Here is a 15,601-nt window from a genome sequence, read left to right on the forward strand (position 1 = left end):
ATGGTCATCGTCCGGCCTTGCCGGCATCGAACACGTCGTCGACCGGAACCTGTAGCGCAGTCGCGAGCTGGTTGGTCTTGCCGGCCAGCCCGATGATCGCCAGCAGTTCACCATACTGTTCTTCGCTCATGCCCTTGGCGCGGGCCGCAGCCGTGTGGGAATGAACGCAATAGGTGCAGTTGTTGGCGACCGAGACGGCGATGTAGATCATCTCCTTGGTCAGCGGATCGATCGACGACGGCTTGCCGACCACCTCCTTGACTTCCGTCCAGGTGCGCTCCAGCAGGGCCGGGTCGAAGGCCAGCCAACGCCACATGTTGTTGATGAAGTCGGTCTTGCGTGTGGCGCGAATGTCATCGAACACCGCCTTGACGCGGGCATCGGATTCCAGATCTTCGGCGGGTACCAGGGTGGTCATGTTTTTCTCGTTTCCTTTCAGTCCGGCCCCGCGGGCCGGTTGCCGCTAGAGCTTGTATCTGCGTTCCCAGAGCACCCGGGTGTTGCCCTGGTCGCCATCCACATATTCGCCGGTCCTGGCTTCGCGCTGGATCACATTGGCAGCCGCCTGGGCAAACTCGAAGGCAAGCTGGTTGAGCCGTCCCGCCTTGCTGTAGGGCGGCGCCTTCGGCCCGCCGCCTGCAATGGTGATGGCGCCGTCATCGGTGCGGGTGATCGGTCCCGCCATGCCGACGGGTATTCCGGTGGCATTGTCATAGATGACGATGCTGGCGATGAACTGGGCCTCGTCGGGCCGCTTCTGGCCGTTGATGAAGACCTGGGCCCCGGTGAGCTGCTGCAGGCTGGCACGGCTGCGGATAAAGACCGAGCCGATCGTCACCACCGCCCGTGCGGAGCGCTGGCCGCGCATCAGCGGCGTGAACGCATCGCGCACATGCGCCTTGACGTTGTCGGAGATCGCCTGCTCCAGCGCCAGTTGCCTTTCATGCTGGTTGACCACGCCGAGGCGGGTTCCCAGCGCCCCGAGATTGGACCCGGAGACGGATTGACTGATACCGCCGTCGAGCTCCGCCACCAGCAGCGGCCGTTCGGCGCGGGAGAAATCCACGTCGATCTGGGTGATCTGGAACTGTTCGAGATGCGTCGGCTGCTGCTCCACCGGCACGCTTTCGCATCCGCCAAGCAAGACAGCCATCAGCAGGACGAGGCTCGCCGCCCCCCATCGCCCTAACACCTCACCGACATGCACCCCCATGACTTCCCTCATCCCGACCGCTCCATGTCTGCCATCCTTCAAATATCCCATAGCGGAAACGGGCCGCTTCGGAAAGAATGGGATGGTCGGCCACGAAGCGTGAGGCAATTGTTCGCACGTCCGGGCAACGGCTAATAAGGTATCGTTCACACTCGACTCCTAGACTGTGACCACAGGCTTTGGCGAAGCGTGGTGTCCGGCATGGAAACCCGGGGCGCACCTGTACCGGCGCCAGCTCAAAACACCCTGCAATCTTATTGAAAAACGCCACCTTCTTGTCTTTAACGGATACTAATTTAATAAAATCACGTATTGCTATGAGTTGAAATCGGGAGAACCAGCATGGCAGACAAACCCACCGTTACACAGGCCATGATCGAGGCTTACGATGAGTATACCCATCTGACCCTCGACCGGCGCGGTTTCATGGAAAAATTGAGCAAGCTCGCAGGATCAGGTGCTGCGGCTGCCGCGATCGCGCCGCTGCTGGCGGCCAACAGCGCACAGGCCGCAATCGTGGCGCCTGATGACCGTCGGGTGTCGGCTTCCGACGTTCGCTTCCTGGGAGCCACCGGCGTCATGGGCGGGTATCTGGCCATCCCGGCATTTGCAACCGGACGGGTGCCCGGAATCATCGTTGTTCATGAAAACCGGGGCCTGAACGACCATATCCGCGATATCGCACGACGCCTGGCCCTGGAAGGCTACGCCGCATTGGCCGTTGATTTTCTGTCGCCGCTCGGCGGCACGCCGGCGGACGAAGACACGGCGCGCGAGATGGTGAGCGAGTTGAAACCCGCGGAAACCGTCGCCAATGCGATGGCGGCACGGGCATGGCTCGCCGGACACCCGCGCGCCACCGACCGGGTTGCGGCAATCGGGTTCTGCTGGGGCGGCGGGCTGGTCAATGACCTGGCAGTGGCCGATCCGGACTTGCGCGCCGGCATCGTCTATTATGGACGCCAGCCGGATTCCCTCGACGTGCCGAAGATCAAGGCCGCCATGCTGCTGCACTACGCAGGCCTCGACGAGCGAATCAATGCCGGTCTGCAGGAGTACCGCTCGGCGCTGTTGAGCAATGACAAGGTGTTCGCCATCCATGTCTATCCGCGCGTCAACCATGCCTTCAACAACGACACCTCGGCGGCACGCTACAACAAGCAGGCGGCGGATCTTGCGTGGACGCGGACGCTTGCCTTTCTCAAGGGCACGATGTTCTGATCCGTCACGATATGGTGATGTCGGCCTGCCATGGTGATCGCCATGGCAACAATCGCCGGATTATGTGCGCAAATCCGGGCGGTGCAGCTTGCATTGGCGAAAACTGCCGTTTACGCTTACGTTAACGTCACCCATTCGGAGGATACCCTGTGAACGATCTCGTCTCTCGCATTGCAACCAATGTCGGCATCGACCCCGAAATCGCGGCCAAGGCCGTCGGCGCCATTCTGGAATTCCTGCAGTCTGAAGGCCCGGCCGACAAGGTCAAGGAAATGCTGGCCTCCGTGCCGGGCGCCGCGGACCTGATCGCCCAGGCGCCAAGCGGCGGCATGCTGTCGATGGGCGGCGTCATGGGCCTTGGCCAGAAGCTGATGGGCCTGGGTCTCGGCATGGGCGACATTTCCAGCGTCGCCAAGGAAACCATGGGCTACGCCCGCGAAAACGGCGCCGGCGATTCCATCGACGAGATCGTCGCCTCGATCCCCGGACTGTCGCAGTTCGTCTGAGCCACGCGGCGCGGTCCCGCGCCTGCCAGATCACCAAGTGTTCAATCCGGCGATGCCCATCGCCGGATTTTCTGTGTGTTCTGCCGGACGCCGGCGCATTCAAGCTCTCGGTCTTGACACGCATCAAGGCAACGTCCCTGTTTCCGGGGTCTTCTGGTCTGGCTGACTGATCCAGCACGCGAGGCCTGATACGATGAACCGGAGACATCTTCTGCTTGGCGGCGGCGGCGCCGCGGCCGCTTTGGGACTTGGTGCCTATGCCGCCACGCGCGGCCCCTCCTACGACGCTGCGGCGGATGCCGTCTGGGTGAGGCAATCGCCGCAGCAGCTGAGCCAGCTGCACTATCTCGTGCACCACGCGACACTGGCCGCCAACAGCCACAACACGCAGCCCTGGCTGTTTTCGGGCGGCGATGACCGGGTTGCGATCCGCCCGGACCTCCGGCGTGCCACGCCGGTGGTCGACCCGGACAATCATCATCTGTACACGAGCCTCGGATGCGCGGCGGAGAATCTGGGCCTGGCCGCATCGGCGCTCGGCCGGACCAGCAGCGTCGACTTCCTCGCCGGTGAGGACGCTGTGCAGATAAGCCTTGGCGGCAGCGGTGCCGCCCCGGACCGGCTGTTCGAGGCGATCCATGACCGGCAGTGCACGCGCTCGGTCTATGACGGACGCGCGGTCGCGCCCGAAGACCTGAAAACCCTCGAGAGTGCGGCTCGGATTGCCGGCTGCTCGCTGGTGCTGGTGACCGACAGGCCGCGGATGGAGCAGATCCTCGAGCTGATCCTCGCCGCAAATGCCGCGCAGATTGCCGATCCCGCGTTTGTCGCCGAACTCAAGCACTGGCTGCGCTTCAACGCTGCGGAGGCGGTCCAGCATGGCGACGGCCTGTATTCGGCCTGTTCGGGCAATCCGACCATGCCGGGCTGGATCGCCCGGCCGGTGTTCGGACTGGTGTTCACCGCTGACGCGGAAAACGCCAAATGCGCGGCCCAGGTGCGCTCCTCGTCCGGCTTTGCGGTGTTTGTCTCGGACCGCGATGACCCGGAGCACTGGGTCAGCGCCGGCCGCAGCTACCAGCGCTTTGCGCTGGCCGCGACCGCCCTTGGGATCCGGCACGCATTCCTCAACCAGCCGGTCGAAGTCGCGCGCTACCGGCCCGAACTCGCCGCCCTCATCGGCATCGGCGACCGCCGGCCCGATCTCGTGGTCAGGTTCGGTTATGGCGACGCCATGCCGCGCTCGCTCAGGCGACCGGTCGGCGACGTGATCCTGAACGGCCCGGCGTGACGGCAGACGACGGGAGGTCCCGATGACCAGCGCCCTCAAGGCGGCCATCGAGTATTTCGCCGCGGTGTTCGCGGCGGGCTTCCTGCTCGGCGTCGCGCGGACGCTGCTGATTGCGCCACGGACCGGCGACCTGGCCGCGGTGGCGCTCGAACTGCCACTGATCCTGGCTGTCTCCTGGGTTGCCTGCGGCTGGGCGATCCGCCGCCACGACGTCGCCAGCCAAAGCAGAGCCCGCCTTGTCATGGGCCTGACGTCGTTCATTCTGCTGATTACTGCGGAACTCGCCGTCTCGACGCTGATCGCCGGGCGAAGCCTCGACCAGCACTTCGCCCTCTACCGCACCGCGCCGGTGCTGCTCGGCCTGTGCGGACAGCTCGTCTATGCGGCGTTGCCGCTCATTCGCCTGCGTTGAAACAAGGGCGCCTGCGCTGAGGCAAGTCGCGGGCGCTGAGGCAAGCCGCGAGCGCTGACGGAAAAGCAGCGGGGCGGCCGTCCCCACAGCGGCCGGCCCCGCGCTCCCCCCATCCACAGCTCTGAGCCAGGGCAGTTCGCGCGCACCGGGATTTCCGGGAAATTCCGGTGCGGGAGCCGCTGCGTCAGGCCGGGCGGATGACTTTGTTGAGTTTGGCTGCGATCAGCCAGGCCACCGGCAGGGCCACCAGCGCGCCAAGCGCCGCCGCAACCGAGATGGACATCGCATCCATCCGCTCCATCGTCAGCGCGGCCACGACGAAACTGCCCGCCAACATGCTGCCGACGATGATGTAGACCATTGCCGCAAGCTTTAGCATGAGTATCTCCTGTCTTTCCGGTCCAGCGGCCAGAATGGCCCCGGCGTCCCCTGGGACGCAAACTAGACCGGAGAGCAAAGAAAGATTTTGATCTGGCTCAACCGAAATGCAGAATCCCGCCAACTTCAGGACATGAGGGATCATTCGTCGGAGTTGCCTTTGCAGGCACGGCTCCTCTATTCTGTGTCGGCCGATATTGACACTAAGGCAGTTCGCTCCGGCGCAATATTGCGCGCTTCAAGGTGACCTGCATTTTCCGGTCTGCTGCCTGCCCGGCCGGCCAGACCACGACAAAAGGATTGCCCATGCGTTTTGCCTCGCACTCCGTCCCGCCCCTTCTTGCCGCCGCCTGCCAGCTTTTCGCCGCCGCTTCGGCCGACGCTGCGATGGCCAGCCGTTTCGATTGCAGTGGCCCCGGGGTCTCGATCCTGCTGACGCTCGATCCGGACACCGGGGTGGCGAAACTTCTCAGTCCGCGCGGCACCGACGAGTTGAGCCCGGAAAGCGCCGGGATCTGGCGCGACGACACGCAGGAACTGCAGTTCTTCGCCGACGAGATGCCGGCCACGCTATGGATGGGGCCCGAGAAGTTCACCTGCAGGGCGCTGCCCGACGGGAACTGAGACGCGCACATGACCGGCAGCAGCGGCGGCAACGAGATGCCGGCCGCGATCCCCTGCACCTGTGCCATTCCGGCACAGGTGAAACTGGCACGGTTCGTGCAACCGGTACGGCATGAGCACGACCCGTCACATTCCGAGCCGCCGCGCCTTCCTCACCTCGCTTGCCGGGGCAGGTGCTGCAGGCCTTCTGGCGCCGCTGACCGTCTCCGGGGCGCACGCCGACACACTGTTTGCCCAGATCGACCTGCGCGGCGGGCTTGACGCCGATCTGTCCGGCCTGCTGCCCGATGCGGCGGACGACCAGAGCCGGCTGTTCCAACGCGCCATCAATGATGCAGCCGCGGCGGGGCGGATCCTGAGATTGCCGCCGGGCAGCTATGTCGTTTCCAACATCGACCTGCCCGACGGCGCAAGGATTGCGGGCGTGCCGGGCGCGACGCGGCTGATCTATGGCGGGCGCGGCCATTTCATGCTGGCCGAAGGGGCGCGGCGGATCGAGCTCTCCGGCCTGACGCTCGACGGCGCCAACCAGCGGCTGGGCGGCCATGTCTCCGGGCTCGTGCATCTGCGCGGCGTCAGCGAGGCGGTGATCGAGGACATGGCGATCGCCGGCGCCGACGGCCACGGGGTGACGCTGGAAGCCTGCGGCGGACGCATCCATCATTCCGAGATATTTGGCGCACGTCTCGCCGGGATTTACGCCGTCGAGAGCCGCGGACTTGCGATAACGCGGAACGTGGTGCGCGACTGCGCCAATGGCGGCATCCTGGTGCACCGTTGGTCGGTGGGCGAGGACGCCACGCTGATCGACGGCAACCGGGTGATGCGGATTTTTGCACGCGCCGGCGGCACCGGGCAGAACGGCAACGGCATCAACATCTTCCGCGCCGGCAACGTGATGGTGACCAACAACCACGTTTCCGACTGCGCCTTCTCGGCGATCCGCGCCAATTCGGCGAGCAACATCCAGATCGTCTCCAACCAGGCGATCCGCTCGGGCGAGACGGCGATCTATGCCGAGTTCTCCTTCGAGGGCGCGGTGATCGCCTCCAACCTGATCGACGGCGGCACAGTGGGGATCTCGGTCGCCAATTTCAACGAGGGCGGACGCCTCGCCTCGCTCACCGGCAACATCATCCGCAACCTGTCGACCCAGGGCCCCTACCCGGCCGAATATGCCGGCTTCGGCATCGGCATCGCCATCGAGGCGGATGCGGCGGTCACCGGCAACGTCATCGAGGGCGCGCCGAAATGGGGCGTGCTGATGGGCTGGGGCCCGTTCCTGCGCTCGGTCAATTTCACCGGCAATACGATCCGCAACTCGGGCGCCGGCGTCGCCGTCTCGGTGGTCGAGGGCGCCGGCTCGGCGCTGATTTCAGGCAACATGTTCGACACCACCCCCGCCGGCGCCATCATCGGCTGCCGCTGGAACGAGGTGGTGACCAAGGACCTGGCCAAGGTTGGAGCGGGGCGGTATTCGCACCTGACGCTGGAGCGGAATGTGGTGGCTTGAGAGGGTGTGGACTTGTGAAAGCGAACACATCCTGAAGTTGGCTTGGGGAGATAGAGTAGGGAAACGGGCATCCGGCTTAACGCGGCGTGCGACGCTTTCGGCCCTGAGCAGCCGTTCGTTCTCCATGCAATAAAAAGTTGCATCAGGGCAGAACACCAACCCAAGTATCTACAAAAAACTAATTTGGGCTGATAGCATGGCTCGTAATGGTCAAAGTAAAGGATCAAACCATGTTTCGAACGCTATTTTTTCTAGTCGCACTTTTTCCTGCAAACTCATTTGCCGATGTATGGACCTTTGAAACGCCGTCTGAAAACATTCAGTGTGCGGTTGGTCAGGAAGCCAATTATGCCGACCTGACCTGCACTATCATCAAGAGAAGTGGCGCACCTGCAATGCAGCGCCCATCGGATTGCACCGCTGAGTGGGGGCATGTGTTCTTCATGCAAGATCGCGGCCCCGTCGAGATGCAATGCTCCAACGGAAACCACTCCAAAGGCGGCTTTGATCGCGCTGACTATGGCGTGACAGGTAAATTCGGCGGCTTCACATGCCATTCTTCGAAAAAGGGGCTGAAGTGCACGAACCGAGACGGCAACGGCTTTTTCCTATCAAGGAGGCAGCAGACGATTATCGGCACTGCAAAAGAAATTTCACATGCACAGGCTTTTGAAGGCTGGCCCCATGTGAGCAAAGAAGACCAACTAATATCCATAGTTGGAGAGGAAGTCGCGTCAGGCTGCAGAGGAAACGGCGGCACTCTAAAAGCCAAGGGTATAATTCAAATCGACCTGAACTCAGACGAAATAGATGATTTGGTACTGGCGCATCAAAACCTGCACTGCAACGGCGAACATTCTCTTAGCAGCAAGTGCGGCACACAGGTTTGCTCCATAAAGGCATTCGTATACACCAACAACTCCTACACACTGGTAGATGAATTTTTAGGTCGCATCACTGGCTATTCATGGTCACCAGAACCGGTCTTCGAGATCATGGGGCATGGCGAAAAAATTGCACAGTGGAAACCCAATTACGGGAGTGACAGTACCACGCCAAAAGCCAATCCTGTTTCTCTGAAAGTCCCCGTTCTGGAACGGGCTGAGGCTGATGATTTGGCAACATGCGCAACGAGCACGGTAACGGGTGTCAATAGCTTTCTAACCGTCCGTGCTGGACCGGGTACAGAGTATGACGAAATTGATCAGCTTTCCAACGGCGACATCGTTCATGTTTTTGACAGCAGAGGCGATTGGGCGGGTGTCGTGTACGACACTGAAAACGTTGAATGCTCCTCCAAGAAGACGCGCAAAGTGCCTTATGAGCGCAAGGGCTGGGTTCATAAGGATTGGCTGAAGGACTTGGCAGGATAGGCAGGCCGTTAAATTTTCTGGGTAAAGGCTGCCACTACCACTAACACCTTATGACATCCCCGTTACTGCAGCGACACCCATTTGCAATGGTCAGACGTACACAACCAGCGGGCACGGAACTGTCTGCCTGGGAGGGATTAGATTCCTGATGTTTCAACTCATTCTGTTGAGTACCTTGAGACACCGAAGATGCAGGTGGATTGGTTGTTTGATTGCCAATTGGTGCTGGACAAAAACCGTTACTTTGCCGCAACTCCACCAATATGCTTTTTAATTTGCTCTTTGCCGCATTCATACGATTCCGATACCACCCTTCCGATGAAACCACTTCTCCAGTAGGAAGGTAAGTCATAGTTACGGGTGATTGCTTTCCCCGTTGAACAAGCATGTTACGCCGATTATATTCGATTTCCTTCGTCAAATAGGAAACATCTGCACCACTCGTCTCCAGTTGTTTGCGCTCCCCAGCCGACATCGGTCCACATACTATGCCTTGCCCGACTTCATAGGGAATTGTGGACGGCTCAGGGTCTAGAAAGCCTGCGGAACTCGTATTTGAAAACCTATCAGCCCCCTCAAGTGTCGAATTGTCACGAGGCCAATTGTAGGGCGCATCCTCTGGTGGAGCCGTGACAGGTGGATTGTTCTGATCTAAATTTTCGGGAGGAGCAACGTTGAATTGCTCCCTGAGTGCAGCCCTTGAAACATCGGCGAGAGGATCAGCAACGAGATCATCGATTGCTTTGTCAACTCTATAGGCACAGAGGCCCGCTGCGCCCGCAGCAGCAATTGGTTTTAGGCTTCTTGGCACTGCCGGGGACAATGTGGCTCCAGATGCGCACGTTGCAGCAACCCTAGGAACTAGCTTGCGCTTTAGAATTTCTCCTGCAGCTTCTCCAACTGCACCTCCGAAATCACCACGACCAATACTATCACCGATACTTTTACCCGATGCTGCACTTGATGAAACACCCAAGGCTTTGCCCAAATCGGTGGTATCTTCTGCCACTGCCGCGGCAACATCAAGACCTCTTCCGAAATTGCCTTCATCGGCGCTTGCCGCGGAATGACAGGAGATGAAAGCAGCGAGTATGAGTATCGTTGCCGCTAATTTATTGACGGTGATCATGATTGGCTTCGTCTTCCTCATACAATAAATCAATCGCGGCTCTGCCAAACAATTTGGGTGATCCATCCACGATCTTCCAACCTTGTACGATTACTAAACTCTGGTCGATTTCCAACGTATGAAAAGACAACAGGTCATAATCCCTGTCAGAGTCGATTTCGAGTGCAGCCATCAACGTTAACCCGAATTCATCGTCGATTGCTTCAGAAAGCCTCGTTTTCTCCTCGATCTGAGATAAGACTTCGGCATCAATCATTGATGATACAGCATTTTTCTCAAGCAAAAGCTCAATGTCTGCAACCTGGTAATTTTGCTTCACGTGGGCAATGGAATCCCCGCTGCAAACCTCTTCGGTGAATAACTCCTGGAACCGTCGATACTGGTCGTCGAAAGAGAGTTTTAATGCCTCGGCTATGCTGTTTCCGCTTGCATAGTAGTATAGCCATGCCCCGCCCTGTTGGGCAGATTTTTCCTTCATCCCGTCCAAAACCGCACCGGAGAAAACTCCACCGTCCTGGTCGATCCAAAGCGTTATCCAGAGGTTTTGCACTACGTTGTAAAAACCCAAAGCAGTTGTTTGCGTGTCATAGCATCCGACTATCGGAACGGAAGACCGAACAAGCCGCCTAATTGCAGCTGTTAAACTAGTGGGGTCTTGCGCAGATACCTCTTCCGGTCGCCCCAAGACTCTCGCGATTAGGTAGGGCTGCGCTACTACGAGCTTTTGAATATTCTTGGCACGGCTTATTTGTGAGTTTCGAGCATTCAAGGACGGTAAAAACTCATCAAAAATGTAACTCTCAGCTTCCGTCAAACGCTCGTAAGTCGGCTGATCAATTTTTCCAGTCTGTTCAATGCCAGTATCGACTTGAAAACTCATTATCGCTGCGGAAAGATTACTTTTATTTTCTGAAAAATATCCAAGGCGTTTTAAAATATTCTGCGCGCTTTCGAGACTTACGGCAGTATCCCGGGAAGTTTTCAGCGCAATATTTTCTTCTTCACGATCGATGCGCACACCAAAACTGACTTCATAAAATTCATGAAGGAGGTTCCGCCCCTTTTTCGTGAAGATACCGGTGACTGTTAAGCCATTGTCTTCTTGAAATGATCGGATGGCCATGCGTATTGCCGACTCATTCCCGTCATTCTGAGCACCAGCATCATACCCTAAATCGTTGAGCATCCGTTGTGTGGTGCGAAGGTCCTCATTTCTGGGTTGAATGGAGGGAGATTGCGCATGGGCAATTTCGGGCAGTGCAAATGCACAAATTAGAGCGATTAACCCAAGATAACCCTTAACGGTATTCATTTTTGAAATCACTCCACGCCTCGCAATAGTTGCTTGCAAACAATTTCCTGATATCTCCATCAATCCAAACTGTGCATTCTTATTGCGTTCCCACGCCTTCACTTATGACCACTCAGAAGCGGCGCATGGCTCGTTGGCAATAATTCAGCAAGCCCATTAAAAAGCCCAAAGGGGCAGCATTCTGCTTGAAAACTAACGAATGGCTCTAAGACGAGCAAGTGTGGTCAAGCGTTGGCGCGAATCCGACGATGCATTTTCCGGATCAGCGATTGCGTTCGAGCAGCCTGCCTCTACACCCATTTGCTCTATAAGGCATGCAGACGCACGAAAAAGTTGAGCCCTCGCTCATTCAACATGACGAGCGCCACCCACATGACGCGATCGCAATTACCGCCGACTTGGAGCCGACACACATTGGGAGGTCGTCCACAGCGAACGTCCGCTTCCCGCCCTTTTTCGACCTCTAGTCACTCGGCAAGCTGCGCCTTTCGGCAACATCACGGATGGTCGCAATTTGCCGACCCTACCCCCACCCAAACCAAAACGAGCGGGCATTTCTGCCCGCTCGGTGCCGCATCTCCCAGATGCCATCCAAGACGCGCCCTCCCCGAGGCGCGTCTTGGGCTTTTTCATGCCTTACTTGGTGTTGGCGACAATGCGGGCCTTGGCCTGGTCGATCAGGGCCTTGCCGTCGATGCCCTGGCCATCCATCTCGGCGACCCAGCGGTTGATGACCGGCTGGGCGGCCTCCTTCCAGCGGGCGACCTCTGCCTCGTCGAGCTCGATGATGTTGTTGCCGGCCTTGACGGCGATGTCGCGGCCGGGCTTGTCGTAGGCCTCCATCACCTCGGCTGCGAAGGCCGAGAGCTTGGCGCCGGATTCGGCGTCGAGGATGGCGCGCAGATCCTCGGGCAGCGCCTCGTACCTGGCCTTGTTCATGACCAGCACGATGGCCGCGGTGTAGAGCGCCTCGGGGCCGCCGAACTCTGTGTGGTTCTTGACCAGTTCCGTGAGCCTGATCGAGGGCGTGACCTCCCAGGGGATGACGGTGCCGTTGATGACGCCCTTGGACAGCGCCTCGGGAATGGCCGGCAGCGGCATGCCGACCGGCTCGGCGCCAAGCTCGGAGAGCATGTCGTTGATCACCCGTGTGGGGCCGCGCATGGTCTTGCCCTTCATGTCCTCGAGCCTGGTGACCGGGTCGTTGGTGTGGACCACGCCGGGGCCATGCACCCAGGCGCCGAGCACCTTGACGTCGGCATATTCATTGGCCTGGAAGTCGTTTTCGACCATCTCCCAATAGGCCACCGAGGTGGCGATCGGGTTGGTCATCATGAACGGCAGTTCGAACACCTCCGAACGCGGGAAACGGCCCGGCGTGTAGCCGACCAGCGTCATGGTCATGTCGGCAACGCCGTCGCGGGCCTGGTCCATCAGGTCGGACGGGCGTCCGCCCAGCGACATGCCGTCGAAATGCTCGATCTTGATGCGGCCGCCGGAGAGTTCGGCCAACCGGTCGCCCCAGGGCTTGAGAATGTGCTTCGGCACGGTCGCCACCGGCGGCAGGAACTGGTGCAGCCTGAGCGTCACCTCCTGGGCGAAGCTGGTGGCAGGCAATGCGGTCAGCGCGAGCGCGCCGGCCACTACGGAATAGATGAAATTGCGTCTGATCATTTGGTTTCCTCCCTTGATCTTGATCTTGTTCCCCCCTGAACCTCCCAGTTCAGGGCATTTTCTTTCCCCTGTCGTTGTTGTTCAGATCCGGGGCCTTCCTCCCCCTGCCGGTTCAGACCGCGCGCGCATAGTCTACCAGATTGTAGTTGTGGGCTGCGAGATCGGATTGCGCAACGGGCCGCCCCGACGCCAACAGCCGGCGCGCGCTCATGTGCGCCGACGCGGAATTGACGGTCTCGACGCTGATGAGCCGGCCGGCGGCGAAACTGATCACCACCAGCCCGCCTGATTCCGGCTCGAGGGCGACCTGCTCGTCGGCGCCGAGGCCCAGGCCTGCGATCTGCAGCTTGAAATGGCTCTGGTCGCTCCAGAACCAGGGAACGGCGGCATAGGGCGCGGGCTTTCCGGTAAGCCTTTTGGCAATGGCGCGGGCGTGGTCGGTCGCCGCCTGTACCGATTCCAGCCGCACCCGGTTGCCCGACACCGGGTCGGGGAAATTGCAGCAGTCACCGAGCGCCGAGATGGCGGGATCGGAGGTGCACAGGAACTCGTCGACATCGATGCCGTCGGAGACCGCCAGTCCGGCTTCCGATGCGAGCTCGCTGTTGGGGGTGACGCCGGCGGCAATCAGCACCATGTCGCCGTCGATCCGTGTTCCATCGGCGAGCTGGACGCCGGCGACGCGGCCCGTGCCGTCATCGATCAACTCCGAGACGAAGCGGCCGAGCCGGACGGTGGTTCCACGGCCTTCGTGCAGCGCCAGGAAATGCGCGGACACCGCGCCCGAGACGGTGCGCGCCATCAGCCGTTCCGCCCCCTCGATGACGGTGACCCCGACACCGAAATCCGCGGCGACGGCGGCGAATTCCATGCCGATGAAACCGCCGCCGATCACCAGCACATGGCGGACGGCGCTCAGGCGGGCGCGCAGGTCCGCCGCATCGGCGAGATTGCGCAGCGACAGCACGTTGTCGAGATGGAGATTGGCGACAGGCGGCCGGGCGTTGCGGCTGCCGGTCGCCAGCACCAGGTGATCATAACCGATCCCGTCGCCCGAGGCGGTGGTGACGTGCTTGCGGTCCGGATCGATCCGGCTGACCCGCGTCGCGGGTCTCAGCTCGATATTGTTGGTTTCGAAGAAAGCCTGCGGGCGGAAGTGCAGCCGGGCGGCGTCGCCGTCCTTCAGGAAGGCCTTCGACAGCGGCGGCCGCTGGTAGGGCAGGCCCGGCTCCTCGCCGATGAGCGTGATGGCGCCGGCAAAGCCCTCGCTGCGCAGATTGGCGGCCATCTGGAAGCCGCCATGACCGCCACCGACAATGACGACGCGCCCTTCGGTCATATCTGCGCGTCCGGAAGGTGCACGGTGAGACCGTCGAGATCACCGGTGACAGTGATCTGGCAGGACAGCCGGCTCATTGGCCTTACCTCGCTGGCGGCGAAATCGAGCATGCCCCGTTCGTCGTCGGATGCCTCTCCGACTGCCGATGTCCAGTCGTCATCGACATAGACGTGGCAGGTGGCGCACATCATCGCACCGCCGCATTCGGCGACGATCCCGTCGACACCGTTGGCAAGCGCCGTCTGCATGACACTGTCGCCGTCGGAGGCCTCGACCGTGGTGCGGCCACCCTCGGGGCTGACGAATATGATTTTCGGCATTACCGGTTTCCTCGGATCTGCTCGGTTGAGCCGCGCATCTCGGTTGAGCTTGACATTCAGTTCAGCCTGACCGGCAGGCTGAGCGGGCCGCGGAAACCGAAGCCCCACCAGACCACCTTCTCCGGCTCGACCAGCTGCATGCCGGGGAAGCGCTCGAAGATCATCGGCAGCATGATCTTGCCGATGGTGGCGCGCGCCAGGTGCGTGCCCATGCAGTGATGCGGGCCACTGCCAAAACTCTGGTGCGGGCTCTTGGGGCGCAGCGCATTGTAGAGATGGCCGTCCTCGAACAGCTCCTCGTCATGGTTGGCCGAGGCCTGCACGGTCATGATGATCTCGCCCTTGCGGATGTCGACGCCGCGGATCTCGGTATCTTCCCTGGCGCAACGCGAACTGGCCTGGATCGGCGCGACCCAGCGCAGGCCCTCCTCGAAGGCGGTGCTCCAGTTGCCGGTGCGCTTGATCTCGTCCAATTGGTCGGGATTGGTCAGCAGGCCGAAGAGCACCGTGAGCAGGGAATCGCGCGGCTCGTTGATGCCGCCGCCGATGGCGATCTTCAGATTGGCGAGAACCTGGCTGAAGGGGATCGGGTCCTCGGCGTTGATCATGACGGAGAGCGCCGACTGGTCGGGCTCGGCCTTGAGCAGCGGGACGCGGGCTTCCACCATGGCGTTCATCGCGGCATGGCAGGCATCGACGCGGGCGAAGGGTTCGTCGGCGTAGCCGAAGTTGCCGGCGCCGTCGATCAGCGCCTGGCTCCAGTACTGCATCTCCTCGTCGGTGGCGTCGGGGATGCCCAGGATTATGGCGAGAATGCGGGCCGCAAGGGGGCCGGCGAGCGCGGGGAAAAGATCGACGACCTCGTCGCGCGGCAGGCGGTCGAGATACTCGCCGGCGAGCTTCTCGTAGGCCGGGATCCACAGGGTCTTGAGATTGGCCGGCGAGAAGGTCGGGGTCATCGCCATGCGCTCGCGCATGTGCTCCTCGCCATCCTTGCGCATCAGGGTATGGGCCTGGAACGCCCTCTGCATCGGCGTGTTGGGATCGTTGTTGCTGAACAGCGCCGCATTGTCCTTGACCGCGCGGGTGTCGGCCGCCTTGGTCAGCAGGGTCCGGCCGATGGACTTGACAGTGACAACCGGGGCTTCCGCCCGAAGCCGTCGATAGATCGAATAGGGATCGCGGGTCAGCTGATCTATGGTGATGGTTTCGTCCGTTGGCGCAAAAGCCATTGTCGCGTAGCCCTCCCAAGCCGTGCCGCACATCCTCCGTGTCGCGGGCACAACCTTAGGGACA

The 15,601-nt window shown here is 60.8% G+C and carries 16 protein-coding genes; 7 read left to right on the forward strand and 9 right to left on the reverse strand.

Annotated features, from left to right (window positions below; translation table 11 throughout):
- Positions 1-4: 4 nt before the first annotated feature.
- Both O4H62_RS04670 and O4H62_RS04675 read right to left on the reverse strand, forming a co-directional pair.
- Positions 5-418, reverse strand: a complete 414-nt coding sequence (locus O4H62_RS04670; protein ID WP_269385955.1) for a carboxymuconolactone decarboxylase family protein — start codon at positions 416-418, stop codon at positions 5-7.
- Between the two features lie 45 nt (positions 419-463).
- Positions 464-1,225, reverse strand: a complete 762-nt coding sequence (locus tag O4H62_RS04675; protein ID WP_269385956.1) for a hypothetical protein — start codon at positions 1,223-1,225, stop codon at positions 464-466.
- Between the two features lie 330 nt (positions 1,226-1,555).
- On the opposite strand from O4H62_RS04675, the gene O4H62_RS04680 reads away from it, so the two are divergent.
- From O4H62_RS04680 to O4H62_RS04695, 4 genes are all read left to right on the forward strand, one after another.
- Entirely contained in the window at positions 1,556-2,434 is an 879-nt protein-coding gene (locus O4H62_RS04680; protein WP_269385957.1) for a dienelactone hydrolase family protein, read from the forward strand.
- A gap of 149 nt (positions 2,435-2,583) precedes the next feature.
- Positions 2,584-2,940 (forward strand): DUF2780 domain-containing protein, encoded by a 357-nt coding sequence (locus tag O4H62_RS04685; RefSeq protein WP_269385958.1) that lies wholly within the window; start codon positions 2,584-2,586, stop codon positions 2,938-2,940.
- A 193-nt stretch (positions 2,941-3,133) separates the two neighbouring features.
- Positions 3,134-4,231, forward strand: coding sequence for an Acg family FMN-binding oxidoreductase (locus O4H62_RS04690; RefSeq protein WP_269385959.1), 1,098 nt, complete (start codon positions 3,134-3,136; stop codon positions 4,229-4,231).
- Between the two features lie 22 nt (positions 4,232-4,253).
- Positions 4,254-4,643: a hypothetical protein gene (locus tag O4H62_RS04695; protein WP_269385960.1), complete on the forward strand. Its 390-nt coding sequence runs from the start codon at positions 4,254-4,256 to the stop codon at positions 4,641-4,643.
- A 184-nt stretch (positions 4,644-4,827) separates the two neighbouring features.
- Here O4H62_RS04695 and O4H62_RS04700 read toward each other — a convergent pair whose 3' ends face one another.
- Entirely contained in the window at positions 4,828-5,022 is a 195-nt protein-coding gene (locus O4H62_RS04700) for a hypothetical protein (RefSeq protein WP_269385961.1), read from the reverse strand.
- A gap of 305 nt (positions 5,023-5,327) precedes the next feature.
- Here O4H62_RS04700 and O4H62_RS04705 point away from each other — a divergent pair, with 305 nt between their 5' ends.
- From O4H62_RS04705 to O4H62_RS04715, 3 genes are all read left to right on the forward strand, one after another.
- Positions 5,328-5,645, forward strand: coding sequence for a hypothetical protein (locus O4H62_RS04705; RefSeq protein ID WP_269385962.1), 318 nt, complete (start codon positions 5,328-5,330; stop codon positions 5,643-5,645).
- A 130-nt stretch (positions 5,646-5,775) separates the two neighbouring features.
- Entirely contained in the window at positions 5,776-7,158 is a 1,383-nt protein-coding gene (locus O4H62_RS04710) for a TIGR03808 family TAT-translocated repetitive protein (protein ID WP_430538386.1), read from the forward strand.
- Between the two features lie 230 nt (positions 7,159-7,388).
- Positions 7,389-8,531 carry an SH3 domain-containing protein gene (locus tag O4H62_RS04715; protein WP_269385964.1) on the forward strand — a complete coding sequence of 381 codons (1,143 nt, stop codon included), beginning with the start codon at positions 7,389-7,391 and terminating at the stop codon, positions 8,529-8,531.
- A gap of 40 nt (positions 8,532-8,571) precedes the next feature.
- Here O4H62_RS04715 and O4H62_RS04720 read toward each other — a convergent pair whose 3' ends face one another.
- The 6 genes from O4H62_RS04720 to O4H62_RS04745 form a co-directional block, all read right to left on the reverse strand.
- Positions 8,572-9,660, reverse strand: coding sequence for a hypothetical protein (locus O4H62_RS04720; RefSeq protein ID WP_269385965.1), 1,089 nt, complete (start codon positions 9,658-9,660; stop codon positions 8,572-8,574).
- Complete coding sequence (locus O4H62_RS04725; RefSeq protein ID WP_269385966.1) at positions 9,644-10,972, reverse strand: peptidoglycan-binding domain-containing protein; 1,329 nt, start codon at positions 10,970-10,972, stop codon at positions 9,644-9,646. The genes O4H62_RS04720 and O4H62_RS04725 overlap by 17 nt, the downstream gene beginning before the upstream one ends.
- Positions 10,973-11,608: 636 nt before the next feature.
- Positions 11,609-12,646, reverse strand: coding sequence for a TRAP transporter substrate-binding protein (locus O4H62_RS04730; protein WP_269385967.1), 1,038 nt, complete (start codon positions 12,644-12,646; stop codon positions 11,609-11,611).
- Between the two features lie 112 nt (positions 12,647-12,758).
- Positions 12,759-13,985, reverse strand: a complete 1,227-nt coding sequence (locus O4H62_RS04735) for an NAD(P)/FAD-dependent oxidoreductase (protein WP_269385968.1) — start codon at positions 13,983-13,985, stop codon at positions 12,759-12,761.
- Complete coding sequence (locus O4H62_RS04740; protein WP_269385969.1) at positions 13,982-14,305, reverse strand: 2Fe-2S iron-sulfur cluster-binding protein; 324 nt, start codon at positions 14,303-14,305, stop codon at positions 13,982-13,984. Before O4H62_RS04740 ends, O4H62_RS04735 begins: the two co-directional genes overlap by 4 nt.
- Positions 14,306-14,361: 56 nt before the next feature.
- The gene (locus tag O4H62_RS04745) at positions 14,362-15,537 is read right to left on the reverse strand and encodes a cytochrome P450 (RefSeq protein ID WP_269385970.1); all 1,176 of its coding nucleotides are present in this window, start codon (positions 15,535-15,537) and stop codon (positions 14,362-14,364) included.
- Positions 15,538-15,601: the final 64 nt, after the last annotated feature.

Source organism: Parahoeflea alexandrii, assembly GCF_027214025.1.
GTDB lineage: Bacteria > Pseudomonadota > Alphaproteobacteria > Rhizobiales > Rhizobiaceae > Hoeflea > Hoeflea alexandrii_A.